This is a genomic window from Lentisphaera araneosa HTCC2155 (genome assembly GCF_000170755.1).
Classification (GTDB): Bacteria; Verrucomicrobiota; Lentisphaeria; order Lentisphaerales; family Lentisphaeraceae; genus Lentisphaera; species Lentisphaera araneosa.
Window position 1 is genome coordinate 77,122 of record NZ_ABCK01000015.1, and the last position, 17,587, is coordinate 94,708.

13 protein-coding genes are annotated in these 17,587 nt (G+C 41.1%); 6 read left to right on the forward strand and 7 right to left on the reverse strand.

The annotated features are described in order from the left end of the window. Positions 1–471 precede the first annotated feature (471 nt). A complete protein-coding gene (typA, locus tag LNTAR_RS15315) occupies positions 472–2,271 on the reverse strand; it encodes a translational GTPase TypA (RefSeq protein ID WP_007279637.1) in 1,800 nt (599 codons plus the stop codon). A 184-nt stretch (positions 2,272–2,455) separates the two neighbouring features. Here typA and LNTAR_RS25875 point away from each other — a divergent pair, with 184 nt between their 5' ends. Further along, the gene (locus tag LNTAR_RS25875; protein ID WP_007279638.1) at positions 2,456–3,010 is read left to right on the forward strand and encodes a TetR/AcrR family transcriptional regulator; all 555 of its coding nucleotides are present in this window, start codon (positions 2,456–2,458) and stop codon (positions 3,008–3,010) included. 109 nt (positions 3,011–3,119) lie between these two features. Here LNTAR_RS25875 and LNTAR_RS15325 read toward each other — a convergent pair whose 3' ends face one another. Further along, positions 3,120–4,511, reverse strand: coding sequence for a S1 RNA-binding domain-containing protein (locus LNTAR_RS15325; protein ID WP_007279639.1), 1,392 nt, complete (start codon positions 4,509–4,511; stop codon positions 3,120–3,122). 178 nt (positions 4,512–4,689) lie between these two features. On the opposite strand from LNTAR_RS15325, the gene LNTAR_RS15330 reads away from it, so the two are divergent. The 4 genes from LNTAR_RS15330 to dnaG are packed head-to-tail and all read left to right on the forward strand — an operon-like array spanning position 4,690 to position 9,746. Further along, complete coding sequence (locus LNTAR_RS15330) at positions 4,690–6,354, forward strand: sigma 54-interacting transcriptional regulator (protein WP_007279640.1); 1,665 nt, start codon at positions 4,690–4,692, stop codon at positions 6,352–6,354. A 14-nt stretch (positions 6,355–6,368) separates the two neighbouring features. Continuing rightward, positions 6,369–7,091, forward strand: coding sequence for a 16S rRNA (cytidine(1402)-2'-O)-methyltransferase (gene rsmI / locus LNTAR_RS15335; protein WP_007279641.1), 723 nt, complete (start codon positions 6,369–6,371; stop codon positions 7,089–7,091). Positions 7,092–7,098: 7 nt separating this feature from the next. Next, on the forward strand, positions 7,099–7,908 hold the full coding sequence (locus LNTAR_RS15340) for a tetratricopeptide repeat protein (RefSeq protein WP_007279642.1): 810 nt from the start codon (positions 7,099–7,101) through the stop codon (positions 7,906–7,908). A gap of 2 nt (positions 7,909–7,910) precedes the next feature. Further along, complete coding sequence (gene dnaG, locus LNTAR_RS15345) at positions 7,911–9,746, forward strand: DNA primase (protein WP_007279643.1); 1,836 nt, start codon at positions 7,911–7,913, stop codon at positions 9,744–9,746. On the opposite strand, the gene LNTAR_RS15350 is transcribed toward dnaG, so the two are convergent. Next, on the reverse strand, positions 9,733–10,329 hold the full coding sequence (locus LNTAR_RS15350; protein ID WP_007279644.1) for an REP-associated tyrosine transposase: 597 nt from the start codon (positions 10,327–10,329) through the stop codon (positions 9,733–9,735). The genes dnaG and LNTAR_RS15350 overlap by 14 nt on opposite strands. Positions 10,330–10,529: 200 nt before the next feature. Beyond that, complete coding sequence (locus LNTAR_RS25880) at positions 10,530–12,380, reverse strand: MFS transporter (protein WP_007279645.1); 1,851 nt, start codon at positions 12,378–12,380, stop codon at positions 10,530–10,532. A 208-nt stretch (positions 12,381–12,588) separates the two neighbouring features. Here LNTAR_RS25880 and LNTAR_RS15365 point away from each other — a divergent pair, with 208 nt between their 5' ends. After that, the gene (locus tag LNTAR_RS15365; RefSeq protein ID WP_007279646.1) at positions 12,589–13,365 is read left to right on the forward strand and encodes a substrate-binding periplasmic protein; all 777 of its coding nucleotides are present in this window, start codon (positions 12,589–12,591) and stop codon (positions 13,363–13,365) included. On the opposite strand, the gene LNTAR_RS25885 is transcribed toward LNTAR_RS15365, so the two are convergent. The 3 genes from LNTAR_RS25885 to LNTAR_RS15380 are packed head-to-tail and all read right to left on the reverse strand — an operon-like array spanning position 13,366 to position 17,587. Then, positions 13,366–14,355, reverse strand: coding sequence for a GntR family transcriptional regulator (locus LNTAR_RS25885; protein WP_007279647.1), 990 nt, complete (start codon positions 14,353–14,355; stop codon positions 13,366–13,368). Positions 14,356–14,373: 18 nt separating this feature from the next. After that, a complete protein-coding gene (locus tag LNTAR_RS15375; protein WP_007279648.1) occupies positions 14,374–16,689 on the reverse strand; it encodes a PVC-type heme-binding CxxCH protein in 2,316 nt (771 codons plus the stop codon). Beyond that, on the reverse strand, positions 16,679–17,587 hold the full coding sequence (locus LNTAR_RS15380; protein ID WP_007279649.1) for a sugar phosphate isomerase/epimerase family protein: 909 nt from the start codon (positions 17,585–17,587) through the stop codon (positions 16,679–16,681). Before LNTAR_RS15380 ends, LNTAR_RS15375 begins: the two co-directional genes overlap by 11 nt.

The following is a 17,587-nucleotide window of genomic DNA, read 5'->3' on the forward strand; positions in this document are numbered from 1 at the left end:
ACGACCAGGATCGTCACTCAAAATAAAGAACTACATAGTTAACATATATAAGTTATGTTGGAGCCACTAGACTAAAAATAGCTTAAGACAAAGAAATGAACATGAACCATGCCTATAGATATGGAACCAAGAAGACTATTTATGTCGTGTAGCTAAAGGCACACATGTTTTTACCCTTGTACTAAAACCCACATTACACGTGGGGCTATTTAAAGTGACATCGCTCTGCGATGTATATACATCTACAGCATATATAACTTATGGTGAAACCATTAAACTTTAAATAGCTTAGGGCAATGCCCTAAGACAAACGAAGGAAGAAACAGATAAGGCTATTTTAGTAGTGGGCCTAAGTGAAGTAACTTCACTCTGCGATGTCAGTTTTCTTTGTTAAGGGATAATCGCATGAAAATCATACTAAAAAAGCCCCTGAGTCGAAACTCAGGGGCTTTTTGATAAATCTATACTTTCTTAAGAAAGTTTTGATCCACGCTTACGTTCAACTTCTTTGAGAAGTTTTTTACGCAAACGGATATTCTTTGGCGTACATTCTACGAGCTCGTCGGCACCTACGTATTCGAGGTATTCTTCGAGACTCTTAACGCTTGCTGGAGTAATTTTAATTGCCTTATCTGTACCACTAGAACGAACGTTAGTAAGCTGCTTGTTCTTAAGTACGTTCACCATCAAATCACCTTCACGGCTATTTTCACCAACGACCATACCTTCGTATACGTCAATATTTGGATCGATGAAGAAAATACCACGCTGCTGAAGTGCATCAATGGCGAAAGCTGTTGATTCACCCTGAGCCATAGAAATGAGTACACCATTACGACGGTGTGGGAAATCACCTTTCATGGGCTCGTAAGCTTCGAATGAGTGACCAATGATTGCTTCACCCTGAGTTGCTGTAAGCAAACGGCTACGAAGGCCAATGATACCACGTGTAGGAATTGAGAAGTTGAGCATCGTTCTACCAGAACGAGTTTCCATGGTTTTCATTTCACCGCGGCGACCGCCAACGATTTCAATTACTTTACCACCAGATTCTTCTGGAACTTCAACTGAAAGGTTTTCGATTGGCTCATGTTTTACACCATCGATGTCACGCGTGATAACTTGTGGCTGAGAAACTGAAAGTTCATAGCCTTCACGACGCATACTTTCGATAAGGATTGAGAGGTGAAGAATACCTCGACCAGAAACTCGGAAAGCTTCGCCATTCACATCTTCAACTTCAAGTGCCACGTCTTTTTCAACTTCTTTAAAGAGGCGATCAGAAACCTGACGACTCGTTACGAGCTCACCTTCTTGGCCGAATAATGGGGAATCGTTAACACGGAAAAGCATGGATAAGGTTGGTTTATCAAGCTCTAATTTAGGAAGTGCTTCAGGCTCTTCGGCATCACAAACGGTTAAACCGATATCACAGTTAGTTAAACCAACGATTGCACAAATATCACCGCACTCAACTGACTCAACTTCACGACGACCAAGACCATCGAAAACAAAGAGTTGTTTGATGTTGGCACGAATTTGCGTTCCATCATCTGCAATCGTCATAACTGGCTTATTTTTATCGAGTGTACCACGGTAAACACGACCAATACCAATACGACCAACGTAAGAGCTGTAGTCAATTGTTGTGATTTGAAGCTGTACTGGACCTTCGATTTGCGCAGGAGGCTTAATATCATTTACAATGCAATTAAGAAGTGGCTTGATATCTTCCTGTGATCCTTCTGGAGAGTCGGCGAACCAACCATCACGGCCAGAACCATAGAATACTGGGCAGAAAACTTGTTCTTCACTAGCACCGAGTTCAAAGAAGAGATCGTGGACTTCATCGAGAACTTCGTCACAACGCGCATCATCTTTGTCCACTTTGTTAATAACAACAATTGGCTGAAGGTTAAGCTGAATCGCTTTATTTAATACGAAACGCGTCTGAGGCATGGGGCCTTCTGCCGCATCCACAAGAAGCAATACACAGTCTGCTTTTTTGAGTACGCGTTCAACTTGACCACCGAAGTCGGCGTGACCAGGAGTATCAATGATATTTAACTTACATCCACCGTAGTTTACGGAGATGATTTTTGAAAGGATTGTAATACCACGCTCACGCTCTTGATCATTAGAGTCGAGTACGCATGTTTCAGTTTCTTCATTTTCGCGAAAAACTTGTGCCTGCTTGAGGATCTCATCTACAAGTGTTGTCTTACCATGGTCAACGTGCGCAATGATCGCGACATTTCTAATTTGGCTCATTTAATTTCTCTTTAATTATATATAGTTATAAAAATCGTCGCTAGATTAGTCACCTCACGCCAATAATCAAATCAAACATGAATAAAAAAAAGGCGGGTTTTCGTCGTAAGCTATTGAAAATCAGATTTTTCCTTTTAAAATTAAACTTATATGTACAAAGAAAAACTAACAATTGAGTCAGATTATGCGCAAAAACAGTAAGTTGAAGTATGACAAAATTCTTCATACAACTATTGCTCTCTTTAATGAGCAGGGGATAAATATTAGTGGTGTGGACCTAATAAGTGCACGTTCGGGCGTGGCTAAAATGACTCTTTATAAATATTTTGAATCGAAAAATGGTCTCATTAAGGCTTATTTAGAGTTCATTTCAAAGCAAAGCATTGATAAGTTTAATGAAATTTGCGCTTCTCGCGAAACGCAAGAGTGTATAAACAACTTCTTCACACTTGCGATAGAGAAAAGTAAACTAGAAAATAATCGAGCCTGCCCCCTGCTCTGTTCTGCTTTAGAACTGGGCAATGAGCACCCTGAATTCGTTAAAATTGTTCGTGATGCTTATGAGAACATTCGTCACTCCATAGATATGAAGCTCTATGACTTTCAGCACCCGAGTGCCGATGCAACTTCAAAGTTAATCATGAGCCTCTACCAAGGTGCTGTGGTCTCGTCTTACATTAATAAAACGAGTGAACCCCTAGAGCTTGCCAAGCAACAAGCCCTGGCTTTCTTAAAGTAAGAACCCACTTCATTTTAAAACTGTCCGCATTTTTGCGGACTTTTTTTTGCTTGGACACAAAAAAAGCGAAGTCAAACTACCTCGCTTTTTTATGAGTGGCAAAGAAATCTTAGAGATCTAAACCATCAAACATACCACCTAAGCTACCAAAGCTTCCAGAGTTACTCTTCTTGTGAAGGTCGTTAAGGAGCTTTGATGTATTTTCTGCTGCAGCTGCTTTACCAGGTAAACAGAGAGAAATCTTGCCAGCTTCTACTTTGAGAATTTCAATCTTATGTTCAGAACCTTTGGCGTAGTTCTTTTCTAAAGTTTTTGTGGCATCACCGCTCTTTGGTACATCTAATTGACTAACATGAAGTAAACCACTACGACCATCTGAGAGTCCCATGAAAACGCCATAAGGCTTGATATTTTCAACTGTACCGGTTAGTTCTTTAGCTTCCACTATTTCAACTGCTTCACCGACTTCGCCTTTGTGAAGGCTTAAAGAAATGCGGTGTTGATCAAAGTCAACGGAATCAATTTTCACTTTGAGCGTTTCGCCAATTTGTGGTTGAATACCTTTAAATTGACTGATATGAAGAAGTCCATCAACGCCCTCAATTAACTCGACAAATGCGCCAAAATCTTGAACCGAACTCACTTTTGCTTCGAACGTTGCACCATTAAAGAGTTCATCAGAATCCCATGGGTCTTGTAAGCAAGCACGGAGAGAAAGAGTAATTCTACCTTTTTCCCAATCGAGGGCCAAGATCTTGCAACTGACCTGGTCGCCAACAGAAACAAATTCATTAAGGTCAACATTGCGCTTCCAAGAAACTTCTGATGCAGGAACAAGTCCGTCAACGCCACCTAAGTCGACAAAGAAGCCAAAGCGTTCTATGCGGCGGATCACACCTTCGATTTCGTCGCCTTCTACGAGTTCTTCTTGGAGTTTCTCTCTTTGTTTTTCCGCGAGGATCTTGAGATAATCGCGACGAGATACTACGGCGCCGCGATCGTCAATTTTTGTGATTAAGAAACTAAAAGTTTGACCGAGATACAGTGAGGCATCACCAGGACGTGAATCCATTTGTGAGTAAGGACAAAAGGCCATATTACCGCTGAGATTTACTGTGTAACCACCTTTGCGCTCTTCGATAACTTTACCTTCTACCGGGATTTTCTCAGAGTATGCTGCTTCAAAAGTTTCGTTAAGAGCATCGCCAGAGAGCTTCACTGTAAGGCTAATTTCACCACCGCGGTCATTAAGCACCCATGCTTCAATTTCGTCGCCAACCTTGAGTTCGAGTTCGCCTTTATTATCGAGTACTTCTCCGAGTGGGATTATACCTTCGCAACGAGCACCAAAGTCAACAAAAATAGAACTTTTATCAATTAGAGTAATTTTTCCTTTAACGGCTTCGCCCGATTTAAATTCAATTTTCATACTTCTAGAATTTTCTTCAAAGAGAGAAGCAAAATCTTCATCAACACTAATAAAATCAGGTATATCGTTCATTTTGGATACTTTTGTTTAATTAAAATTATTTTCGGCTCTTACTATCACGCAAGGCATTTATTTTTAAAGTCGGCAAACAAAACTCCTTAGATAAAAAATTCTCGGCTTGATGGTCGCTTTTACTCATATAAATTAACGTACTATAAATTACAATTGAAAACCTTTCTATGGAGTACCAATGGCGAACTTAATTCGACTCGACAATGGGCAAACTTATTCACTTAAAAAAGAAAATATTATTGGCCGCTTGTCAGCTGCCGATATCTTTGTCGACGATGTAAGTGTTTCTCGTCATCACGCACAAATCAACCTCCATGGAACTGGCCAGTATCAACTCGTCGACATGGCAAGCTGCAATGGTGTAGCTATTAATGGTTCAAAGCTTGCAAAAGGCTTAGTAAGGACTGGAGACAAAATTACCATCGGTAAAGTTGACCTCATTTTCTCCGATGACTCGTACCCAAGCTCACCACCTACCCAAAATACTTCTGCAGGAAATAAAACTTTAGCTATCGGCGGAAAGATTCCCACGCCCTCGAGTTCCTCAACACGTTCAGGTTCCTCCAATCGCACGGCGACTTCAGTGGAAGACTTCATTGAACTCACTCCGAGTGCCTCAATCAATTCTGCGATCCACGACGACTTCAGTAGTGAATGGCTTAAAAAAGTTGTCCTGACAAATCTAGCTGTAAACGCCGCTAAAAATGAAATGGAGGTCTACGAAGCTCTCAATGACGCATTGCAATCCTCTATTCAATGCAGCCAAATTTATCTCACCGTCATCAAGGATGATAATGAAGGTAACATTGCCCTAGCAACTGGTGATGATGATAACTTACGTATGAGTTCAGACCTCATGAGAAAGACCTTGAATGAAGGTTGCTCTTTTATGATCCGCGACGTCTCCAACTCAAAACTTGTCGACTCGAATCAACTCATGCGCCACGGAGTGCGCTCCATCTTAACTGCACCCTTATTCAACTCACAGAAGAAGCCTATCGGTTTCATCTATATTGATAGCAAGCTCGACCAAGTCATCACAAATACTGAATTTGCTTTTGCACGCCTTATCTGTATGCACGCGGGTCTTCTACTTTGCAAACTCCTTAACACAACTGTCACTGCAGATTCCGAAGGAAGTAAAATCCTTGCACTTCCAGGTCACTCAGAATACGTTCAAAAATTGATGAAAAAGATCGAGATCTACTCGAGTCTTGACTCACCCATTCTCGTTGAGGGTCACGAAGGCAATGACTTTGCGGAAGTCGCAAATATCATTCATGGAAATAGTAGTCGTCAACACATGAGACTCATAAGCCTAAATTGTGAAGACACGAGTGGTCTTCCCATTTACGAACAACTTTTTGGTGCCGCAAGTAAAATCACTCAAGCCAATCAAGGCACGCTACTGATTGAAAACATCGATAAACTCGATTTGGCTAGCCAGAAAAAGATTTACGAATTTATTGCCTCTGGAAAAATCAATGAACACGATAGTAAGCCTATCGACACGCGCTTAATTTGCACGACTAAGGTAGCTTTCGAAGAAGCCCTTGCTCAAGGCATTCTACATCCTATGTTTAGAAGCATCTTCCAAAACAGTATTTTGCAATTGTTACCTGTACTTCAGCACCACGAAGATATTGCCGATATTGTGGAACACTATTTTATAGAAGCCTGTAAACAGTCGAGTAAGAAAGACCTCCAACTCGAAAACGGGGCTCACCTCGCATTTTATGATTGCCAAGGCAACGAGCTAGAAATTGCCTTTATTCTCAAATTCGCCGCTATGAAAGCAAAAACAAATATAATCACGAAAGAACAACTGGAGAACTTCATTTGAAAGGAAAACTAATCATGGCTTCTGGGGCCATCGGAAATAGCGACGACATACCGAAGCGCACCCTAGATGCTGTAAGAGATAGTGACATGCTCGTATTCGAAGAAGATCGCCCTGCTCGTGCCGTTTTAAAAGCTGCCAAAGTTCACCGTGAATACTGGAAATACTCTGAGCAAGACGAAGTCCACACTCTTCGTGAAGTTGAAAAAGCCCTCAAACGTGGCGAAACCGTTTGTTACATGAGTGACCAAGGTTGCCCCACACTAGAAGACCCTGGTTCACCCGTACTCAAATCCGCTTGGTCGGTGAAAGCCCAAATTCAGGTTATCCCTGGACCCAGTTCGGTGACGGCAGCCATTTCTGCCTGCCCATTCACCGTCAAGGGTATCGTCGTTGCAGGTTTCCTTTCTCGCGATCAAGAACTTCGAGAAAAAGAACTTCGCAAACTCTCCGGTTCAGGTCACCCTTTCTTGATCATGGATACCCCCTACAGAATCAAGCATATTCTCGAGAGCTTGAAGACAGTTTTAGACGTTCAAAAGAAGTTTGTTCTTGCCATCGACATTAGTGGTGAACACGAATGCTTTTTTTATGATAATGCGACCACTATTCTTGCTGAAGCAGAGAAACTACCTCCTAAGCTCAACTTCGTGATTATTGTTGAAGGTAAAAAAGAAAAGAAGCAACTCAAACAAGCTGTGCGTGGCAACGGCTACAAACAAAACCGTAGGAGAAGGTAAGGCCCTCATGAATTCACCTTCAAGAAAGTTCTTTCTCGCTTCGAAGCTTTTCGCCCTAAGTCTCCTCAGCACAATTTTCTTTGCTTCGTGTCAACGCCCCGATGCAACAGAAGCTTTAGCTGAAGTTGAAAAGCTTTTCGAAGAGAACAACTGGGAAAAAGCTGCCTACCAACTCAAAAGCATGCTCGACCTCGGCGAGGAACACCCACGCATTTACGCTCTTTATGCCTATGTGCAAAATCGCCGTGGCCTAAACCAGGAAGTGGAGAAGTTCATTCTCAAGGCCTACCCAACCGATTCAACTCCCGACCCACAAATCATGGCCATGATTGGCAGAATCTACCTCGAACGAGGCGATTATCCCGAAGCCATCAAAGCTCTTGATTTAGCTTACAGAAACGATTTAAATAACCCCATCCCCTTGCGTTTACTGATGCTTGCAGAAATCAACAACTGCCGAAAAGCTGATGGTTCCTATGATATTGAGAAATACATCAAATCTGCCAAGGGACTCAAATACCTCATGGGTAGAAAACAACTAAGAGACGAAGTTTTTTATAATCATGTGGCAATCAAAGAAATCACCCGAGAAGGTAATAAAAATTATATCATGCCCTTTTTACAAAAAGCAGATACCCTCGCTCCAGGAAATCCTAGTACCACACTCAATGCAGCTATTGCCCTCGACACGATTTATAAGGTCCCTAAACTGGCTCGCATTCGTTATGCCAAATTCCTCAAAATGACTGAGGGAACAAAGGATCCACAGATACCCGCCGTTGAACGTCGCTTAAGGCAGCTACAGGGCCTGCAGTAAGAATGTCTCAGGATTTCGAAAGGGCTAAACAACAAGTTAAAGACCGCAATGATATAGTCGATATTATTGGCGCTCATGTTAAGCTAAAGAAAAATGGCCCGACTTTCTTAGGCCTATGCCCCTTTCACAACGAAAAAACGCCCTCTTTTAACGTCAACCAAAACGATCAATTCTACCATTGCTTTGGCTGTGGCGCGAGTGGTGACGTACTTAAATTCGTACAAGAATATGAGAGCTTGGACTTTCGCGATGCACTAGAAAAACTCGCCTCGCGGGCCAATGTCATTTTACCAGAATGGGGCAAAGGACAAAGCCCCGAAGAACGTCTCAAGCAAAAAAATGAAAAAGAAGCGCTTTTCGATGTCCTCGATAAAGCCACAAACTTTTTCAAGCAGCAACTTTTATTACCTCAGGGTGCAGAAGCCCTAAAATACGCTCAAAATCGCGGACTCAATCAAGAAGTCATCAATAATTATCGCCTCGGTTATGCTCCCAATTCTTGGGATGCCGTAATGAAATGGGCCAAGCAACATTCGATTTCTGATGAACTTCTCGCTACTGCGGGCCTCACTAAGCAAAATGAACAGGGAAAAACTTACGACCGCTTTCGCAATCGCCTCATGTTCCCCATCCAGGACATCAGTGGACGCGTCATTGCTTTCTCGGCACGAGTACTCGAAAAGGATAGTAAAGCCGCCAAATACATCAATAGCCCCGAAACTCCCGTTTTTCACAAAGGTAACGTGCTCTACGGGCTTCACATTGCCCATAAACACCTGAAAGAAAGCGAGCATTTTGTCATTTGCGAAGGTCAGCTCGACGTCATTGCCTGCCACCGTGCGGGAGTCAAAAATGCGATTGCCGCACAAGGCACAGCTTTTACTGATCAACATGCCTCGATGATTGCGCGTTACGCAAAACACGTTAAGCTCTGTTTTGATGCCGATAATGCAGGAAAAAAAGCTGCCGTCAAATGTTTAAATATTTTACTTCCCAAGGGCGTCATTCCCGAGATCATCTCACTTGAAGAAGGCGAAGACCCCGACACGGTTTTAAGTGAACAAGGTGCCGAAGTCCTCAAAGAAAAACTTTCGGGTGGCATGAATTTTGTGGATTTTATCCTCTCTGATTACGGGCCTTCGAGTCCTTCACAAGAAAAAGTCAAAATCAGTGAATTTCTTCTAGACATTTTAGCTAAGATGCCCAACGTCCTCATGGGTGATTGGCACCTCCGCTTAGCCAGTAAACTTCAGCTCGACGCTCAAGCGATAAGTGAACAATTGCGCTACCTCGTTTACAACAAGCGCGATCATAAGCAGTATATGAAGCCCCAGGCGGAATTCCAACAAGCTCCCCAAAATGTCGCACCCCCTCCTCTCAGACTTAACAAAATATCAAAGCGCTCCGTTGCCGAAATTGAGCTCATTGCCTTGGCCTTAAGTCAGGAAGTTTTTGCGAATTTGGTTTTTGAAAATACCATGGATCTTGAACCTGAGACAAGCGAATCTTCTCTAGCCCTACACTTTATCAATTCTCATATTGAGATGGGCAATTGGAAAGATTGCTCACAGGATCTCGCCAATTCATACCCCAATGTTTATGAACTTGTTATAAAACAAAATAAAATATCTTCTTATCACTCTAGGAGTACCGAGGGTGATGACTTTGATGAACTGATGCAATTAATCAATGATTGCCTCAATCAAATCAGTAAAGCATCGATTGAACAGAAGTATGAAGTCATCAAAGAAAAATTATTAAGCGAACAAGATCCGCAAATCAAGCAAGACTTACTGAAAGAATACATGGCCTTAAATCAAGATCTTAAAAGCCTTTAAATCCTTGTTTATTAACTAAAATAGCTGACCAATTCCATCCATTAGTTCTCTTACATAAACCTGCTTTTACTGGATTATTCATTATATATTCAACTGCACGGTTTAAATGATTTTGATCACGAATAAACCGATCCCAATACTCTTCTTGCCAAACCTTGCCCTTTAAATATTTCTTGTCTATAAGTTCCAAGGATTTATCTGCTGGGAGCGCGGGCGTCTCGCCCGCACAATCATCTTTTAAAATTTTATATATCTCATGTGAAGTAAAAGATTTCCAAGAATGTACAATGTCTTTTAAACTATAAGCTTCATATGTTTTTATTAAGACATGTACATGATTTGGCATCACCATGTATGCCAATAAGTTATAACGTTGACCATCAAAATATCGCCATGCATCAATAACTAGCTGAGCACACTCTGGCTTTTTCAAAATACATGAATCATAACTTTGATCTAGATAATTTTCTAAACACTTTCTTTTTTCTATATTTCTTTGTGCGGGCGAGACGCCCGCGCTCCCATCACCCAAATCCCTCAGCACAGATTTGGGTAAAGCATCTGCCAAACGATAAGTTATCATTTGATACTTATCACTAGCGTCATAGTTCGGTAAATAGCCTCGGCTACGCTAATTTTTATCATCCTCAAATTCAAGTCGATTCATTTTTCTCTCCATACACTCAGAACTTACTCTTCCTTATGGTGATAACAAAATTAGTTGAGTAAAAACAAAAAAGGCCGAACTCATGAGTTCGGCCTTTAAAATTTATGTGAGCTTAATTAGGCTTCGGCTGTTGCCTCTGAAGCTTCACTTTCTTCACGACGCTTTGTTAAGTCTTCACTTATGCCTTTAAGCTTCTCATCTGTGAGTGGGTAGAAAAGCATGAGGACAAAGCCGAGTACACATGGGATTGCCGACATCCAGCTCACCATACCGGAAATACCATCTTGGGCTTCTTGTGACTGAACTGTATTAGCTTCAAATCCGATCCAAACGAGAACCGCCATGGTGAGCATGCCACCAAGTGTGTAACCAAATTTTTGTGCCATTGTACAAGCCGACATCACGAGGCCTGTTGCACGACGTCCCGTCTTCCATTCCGAGTAATCGGCCGCATCTGTATACATCGCAAAGACGAGTGCTGCTGTAGGACCAAACATGAGGTTAATTGCGATATTAACGGCAAATAACATGCCGATATTTTCTGGAGAGATCATGCCAAAAACAAATGTTAGGATAGCCGTCATAATCATTAACAAGGCAAAACCTTTTTTCTTCCCTAGTTTACTTTCGAGGAAGCCGACCGCGGCGAGGGAAACAAGGTTGGCAATTGTGCCTGAAAGCATGAAGAGAGGCACAACACCCGTATTACCCACAACATATTTGAAGTAGTACATAATCGCACCATTTCTTAAACAAACGTGGAAAAGTGTGATGATACCTAGTGCAAAGAGAATGAGCCAAGGTTTGTTTGTCAGTAAATCTTTAATATCAGTCTTCAGTGGAGTCTTTTTCTCTTGCTTAGGTGGTTTTACACGTTCTTTGGTTGTCGAGAAAGTAATTAAGAACATCAATGTTGCCGAGATACCAAAAACCGTTGTCGCCCATTGGAAACCATTTTGTTCATTAATCACTTCAATGGAAATGTCGGCACCGGTAAGATCTACAGGAACCATTTCATCAGAGATGGTATCTTTATTTTTCTTAAAAACTGTACCCATATCAACAGATGTGGATTTGAAGCCTTCTAGGCAATATTTAATTTGGGCAAAAGGTTCTGTATCGCTGCCTGCTTTGTGCGCGTTCTTTAAATCTTTATCGAGGAAGAGCTGATCTTGTTCACCTTTGTGAAGAATCTTTGATTCTAAGAAATAGGTTTCGTTATTGATGTAATAAGTTTTCTTACTTTTGTAAATTTTACCTTCATTTTTTGAGTCAGGTACATTGGCAACTTTCATAAGGATTTTCTGGAAAGTACTGGGCTCTTCATAACCTGGAAGCTTTGCAGTCGCTTCAATTCGCGATGCACCATTCCCCACTTCATTAACTAAAATCACTTGCTTATTATCAATTGTTTCAATCTTTGCTTCAATTACTGATGTATCTCCACTCCCAAAGTGGGCCACCATAGGAAGAGTCGTTGCTTGAACAATAATACCGCCAGAAAAAGCCATGATAAAACGCCATTGAGAAAAGCTTGTTCTCACTTTTGAATCCGGGGAAACAACTCCCATAAGTGATGAATAAGGAATATTTACCACAGTATAAATGAGCACAAAAGCCCCGTGAGTAATGTAGGCCCACGTGAGTTTCCCTCCCGCAGAGAGGTTGGGTGTCGTGAACATAAGTATACCAATGATGCCGAATGGAACAGCACCAAAAAGTAGATAGGGGCGAAATTTACCCCAACGCGACTCAGTACGGTCAGCAATGATACCGACAGCTGGATCATTAAAACCATCCCAAATACGAACGACGCCCATAAGAGTAACTAGTACGGCTGGGGCAAGTCCAAAAACATCTGTATAGAAGTAATTCAGGTACCAAATAAATTGCATCCAGAAGAGGTTTGAAGCCAAGTCACCAAGTCCGTAACCGAACTTTTCTTTAAAAGTAATTTTGTCGCTCATATTGATCCTATCATTAATTTAAAACTGTGCGCGAAATTTATTTCTGCTTATTAAACTAATTAATAGCCATGCCACGCTGCTAATTGACATGTTCTAGGAAAAATCTTTCAATTAAAGTCCATGAACTAAGAACTTTATAAAATCGAGCGATCTCCGAATGACATTTTCTTGCCTCAGAGTAAACTAAAGTCACTAATAGGAGCTCTTCATGAAACACTTTATCCCCCTCATTTTCTTTCTGTCCGCCCTCTTGCTTACTTCTTGCCAATCATCGAAAGAAAACGTCGCACCGATTCGCGTCGGCACCTCAGCCGATTACTACCCCATTATCTTTAAAAAGGATGGTCAGTATCAAGGAGTCGAAGCCGATTTGGCCGAGGCTTTAAGTATTGAACTCGGACGCCCCATTCAATATGTGGAACTGCCCTTCTCCTCCCTCATCCCTGCACTCAATGGCCGCCGCATCGATATCATCATGGCTGGCATGTCGATCACGGAGGAACGCAAACGCAATGTAAAATTCATGGATTCCTATATGGACATCAGTCAAATGATGCTGATTCGTACAGCGGAAATGGGACGTTTTCGCAAACCCGGAAATAATTATTACGTGAATTCGGGAATGATCATGGGCGTCATTGGTGATACAACTGGTGAGAGCCTGGCTCAAAAATACTTAACAAAAGATAAAATCAAAGCCTATGCAAATATTGATGATGCCGTCAAAGCTTTGAAATCCAAACAAATTGATTGCTTCATACACGACGCACCCTATATCTGGTCCTACACCAATAACACCAAGGACCGTAGCTTAACAGGAGTTTACTGGGATTTATCCAAAGAACACCTAGCCTGGGGGGTTAGCCTCACAAACTTTGCTCTCCAAAAAGATCTTGAAAAGATTTTGCTCAAATGGAAACTCAGTGGCTTCACTTCTCGCATCGTGCAGAAATGGGTCCCCTACAGAGTGAATTACGCCTATTAACTAATAGTGAATGATTTCTGGCATGACGAGTACCTGAGGGCTCAGAAGCTCGTCATCTGACGCCCAAGAAATCGCTTGTTCAAACATTGCCTTCCAATCTTGACGTATGGTCATTGAGCCCTTGTAAAAAGGATCAAGTTCACCATCAAAGGAAATGATTTTCACTCTTTCTGAGTGACCTTTTTCAGCCATATAGGTCAAAACAACGGGCAACATATCGTGATCGGGAACGAAAAGGTAATCTAGATCGGTACCTTTGAAAACTGAGCTCAAAATACACGTGACATCATTAATTGATTTACTCGCCGTTCTTTGATGAATCGCGAGTGGCAAGTCATGTTTATGAAGGGATTCTTGGAAATAGATTTCTCTCACAGCAAGAAAGGGCTCTTCTTCGCTAAGTGGCGGAACTAATAAGCCAATTCGCGGCGATTCTTTTTGCCTTTTCATAAACTGACTCACTTGCTCGATCGCTTGATAAGTATCTGTTGCAAAATAATTAAAATTAGGATCTGAGCGATTGATTAAAATCTGAGCAATTTTGCTTTCTTTTAATTTCTTGATGTAGTAGCGAGCTCGTATGGAAGGACGGCTCCAAATCACCCGACTACTCGGGTTGAGGATGATCTCTGAAAAGTATTCTTCTATATTTGAACTGCAGTGAATACTGTAGTCCAAATCATTAATTTCCGACAACATCATCGAAAGGATGCCATTAAACTTGTTGGACTCTGCACATTCTACATCATTATTTAAAATGATGTAGATATGATGCTTATTGTCTTGCGATCGCACATAAGTTCCAGAACCTTGATGCGATTCTAAGACTCCCTCTTCCACTAATTGACGAATAACTTTATCAATTGAACCACGTGAAATTGAGTACTTTTCCATCAAAGCATGACGCGTAGGCAACAGGCACCCACCGGGATATAAACCCGAATTGATATCGACTCTTAAGTCCTGCTTTACTTTTTCTGTTATACTCATGAGGAAGTCCTTTACTTCTTATTCCAACTCTTTTACTGCGTAAGGAGTTTTTTGATCTTTTGTTTCCTGACGAACCTTTTTGAATAGTGATTCCTGCACTGCACCCGACTTATTACCAAAATGATTGCGAATAAAAGTGGCGATAGCCGCAAGATCTTTATCTTTAAACATCGGGTTGGCACCAAGACCTGGCATTGGCATGGGAGTGTTATATTTCTTCTTGTTGACTGTAATCGGTCCATACAAACCATGCAACATGACTTTGGCTAAACGTTCGGGAGAATCATTAACCCATTCACTTTTGACAAGTGGCGGTCCCATATTAGGCAAGCCTTCGGCATCTGGTCCGTGACAACCAAAGCAGTTGGCATGTCCAAAATAAAGTTCTTTACCTTTATTGAATAAATCTTTATCGTTTTTCTTTAATTTTGCATAGTTACTTTGAACCTTCTTTTTGCCTATTTTTTTATAAGTCGCCAAAGCCTGTTTATCTTTAAGCTGTTCAGCATAGCTTGCGAAGTTTTTGTAATCATTGCCCAAACCACTCAATAAACTTTCCTTAATAAATTTCTGACCCTTGAATTTATTAGCCAAATCTAGAGCGAACTTAAGATCATCTCCTGCAAAAAATGATGAAGAAACTAGAAGTAATTGAAGAGCTTCTTCGTATTGAACTTTTTGACCATGTTCAATCAGTGCCTTTGCCAAAAGATCACGATCTGATTTATTCATTGACTCGGCAACTGCTATTGCTGAAACTCTCACTTTAACATGTGAATTCTGCAAGGCCGATTTAATGAGGCCTAGTCTTACTGCACTTAAACCTTCAAGAGTCCACAAGGCATTGATCACTGCTAGGTGATTTTTATCGCTCGTGATAACTTTTTCAATCAGAGAAACAACGGAGGCGTCTTGCTTAAAAATGATTAACTGACGCGCCTTATCGCGGATGATACCATTTGTATGAGCCAGGTATTTGACTAAGTCTTTTGAGCTCAAGTTATTTAATTTTGGAACCGTGGATAAGTTATTTTCAGTAGATTTTAAACGATAAATTCTACCCCGGTCATTATTACCTTTATCCAATGAACGGGATAAAATTTGACGACGTAAATAAGAAGTCACAAACACCCGGTGCTGAAGAATACCATGGTAGATGTCTATAATATAAATTGATCCATCTGGAGCTGTGTAGAGATTTACTGGACGAAAACGTTCGTCTGTGGAGGTTAAAATCTCCGATTTTGGAAAAACTTCTTTACCGTAGAGTGAACCTTCTTTTTCTGAGATAAAACGTGCTGAAATCAAATTACCTGCAGGCTCGGGGGTTAAAGCCATGCCATAATATTTTTCAGGGAATTGATCGCCGCGATAAACGAGTGAGCCCGATGCCGCTGTGAAATTCTTCAATTTACCTTCACCATTAAGCGTTCCTTTCATATAAGCACGGTTAACACCAGGATTTATACGACTTGAGTAAACTCCATTAGCGCCGATTCTAGCTGAACCCATTTTTGTTGAATATAAAGAATTTTTTAAAAGTGAACCAGGTCTTAAGTACTCTCCAGTTATGGGCGAACTATTACCATTGTGATAAAGGCGACCATAATCATCCATGGTCAAACCCCATTGCCCACGGTTTTCGGTCTTACGCTTAATGAGTTTAAAGTATTTATTTTTATAAATTTCTGTCGAATTTACAGGTAGTTCTCTATCCAATGGCAGAGCTCGATAAGAGGTCGATGATTTAGCATTATAATACCAGTTGTCTAAGGCATAAAGCATGGTGTTGGGCTTGTGCTCAACACTGCCGCCTTTGGCATAATCTTTATCAACAACTTCATGAATCCCCAGTTTTAAACCCGGAAGAACTTCTGCGAAATACAGTTGATTATTATCGCCATAAAGTATTCCCCCTGGAACAAAAGTGATGGCACGTGGTAGAATAATCTCATCCAAAAAAACTGTTCTTTTGTCTACTTGACCATCGCCATTGCTATCTTCTAAAATAACAATTTTCGAGCCTTTTACTTCTTCATCTTTCCCGTCAATATTCGGCATATAGGTATTCATTTCACAAACCCACATACGGCCGTCACCATCAAATACCATCGTCACAGGATTGATCACATGTTGATCACCGGCCACAAGATCTAAAGCGAAACCATCTTGTACTTTGAAAGATTTCATTGCTTCCGAAACTTCTAAAACTGGCGCAGCTGGAATTTGATCTGCGGGAATGGGGTCAGTCATCACATGACCTTTTCTATCTCCTGACTGACCAAAAACTGCAAGAGATAAAGACACACTTATTAAAAACGCACTAAACTTCATTAAAAACCTCTTTATTTAGAGAAAACTTATTCCACTTATAATCAATTGCTTGTAAAAGCTCCATTAATTTCTGCCCGTACTGAACATAAACCTTATAATTCCAATCCCAGTCGATATCACCTTTATCTTTAGCGTGAAAAACTGTCGCCATGTGAGGTTCAATTGAAATACCGCCATCGTAATTTCTTGCTTTGAGATCCGAAAGAATTTCTTTGACGTAACCCTGACCCTCACCTGGAAGAGTGTACTTTTCTGGAGCGCCACCTACTGGGTTGAGTGAGTCTTTGATATGAATATAAGCAATATGCTCTTTGATATTGGAATAAAACTCCCAACTATCTTGCCAAACATCACCACCTTTGGAGTAATCCTTCATGAAAGGACTATTGCCCGTATCATAAATAAGCTTGAGACCTGGAACATTTTCCATGAGTTCAAGAGTGTGTTTCCAGCTCATACCACCATAGTTCATGCAGTTTTCGTGAACGGGCTGTATACCACCCTCTTTAAAAAGGCGAACGACTTCAGTCAAACGCTTAAAACGCTCTTCTTTGTATTGTTCTTCACCTTCGCAGCGAGCATAGGACATGATGCGGATCATCTTTGTTCCTAGACGCTGCATGCGGGGAATCGCACGTTCCACTTCCTCTAAAGTAATAGAAAAGTCATCTTTGATATTTTTTGCCCAGTTGGCAACCGCCGATCCAAAGCAATTAATAAAGACGCCTTCTTGATCGAGAAGAGCTACGGTTTTCTCAAAATCTTCTTCACTGATATCATGAATATTTTTGCCATTGATATTTCTTGATTCAATCGCGTTCCACCCCAATTCTTTCGTGACTTTAATCTGTGTGGCTAAATCTTGTGCAGCTTCGTCTGCAAATCCAGTTAAATACAT

Bases quoted from the DNA above. Each gene is read 5' to 3' on its own strand.
- LNTAR_RS15380 (WP_007279649.1), bottom strand. From the start codon at position 17,587: ATGTATTTAACTGGATTTGCAGACGAAGCTGCACAAGATTTAGCCACA.
- LNTAR_RS15340 (WP_007279642.1), top strand. From the start codon at position 7,099: ATGAATTCACCTTCAAGAAAGTTCTTTCTCGCTTCGAAGCTTTTCGCC.
- LNTAR_RS25880 (WP_007279645.1), bottom strand. From the start codon at position 12,380: ATGAGCGACAAAATTACTTTTAAAGAAAAGTTCGGTTACGGACTTGGT.
- rsmI (WP_007279641.1), top strand. From the start codon at position 6,369: ATGGCTTCTGGGGCCATCGGAAATAGCGACGACATACCGAAGCGCACC.
- LNTAR_RS15350 (WP_007279644.1), bottom strand. From the start codon at position 10,329: ATGATAACTTATCGTTTGGCAGATGCTTTACCCAAATCTGTGCTGAGG.
- LNTAR_RS15365 (WP_007279646.1), top strand. From the start codon at position 12,589: ATGAAACACTTTATCCCCCTCATTTTCTTTCTGTCCGCCCTCTTGCTT.
- dnaG (WP_007279643.1), top strand. From the start codon at position 7,911: ATGTCTCAGGATTTCGAAAGGGCTAAACAACAAGTTAAAGACCGCAAT.
- LNTAR_RS25875 (WP_007279638.1), top strand. From the start codon at position 2,456: ATGCGCAAAAACAGTAAGTTGAAGTATGACAAAATTCTTCATACAACT.
- LNTAR_RS15375 (WP_007279648.1), bottom strand. From the start codon at position 16,689: ATGAAGTTTAGTGCGTTTTTAATAAGTGTGTCTTTATCTCTTGCAGTT.
- typA (WP_007279637.1), bottom strand. From the start codon at position 2,271: ATGAGCCAAATTAGAAATGTCGCGATCATTGCGCACGTTGACCATGGT.
- LNTAR_RS15330 (WP_007279640.1), top strand. From the start codon at position 4,690: ATGGCGAACTTAATTCGACTCGACAATGGGCAAACTTATTCACTTAAA.
- LNTAR_RS15325 (WP_007279639.1), bottom strand. From the start codon at position 4,511: ATGAACGATATACCTGATTTTATTAGTGTTGATGAAGATTTTGCTTCT.
- LNTAR_RS25885 (WP_007279647.1), bottom strand. From the start codon at position 14,355: ATGAGTATAACAGAAAAAGTAAAGCAGGACTTAAGAGTCGATATCAAT.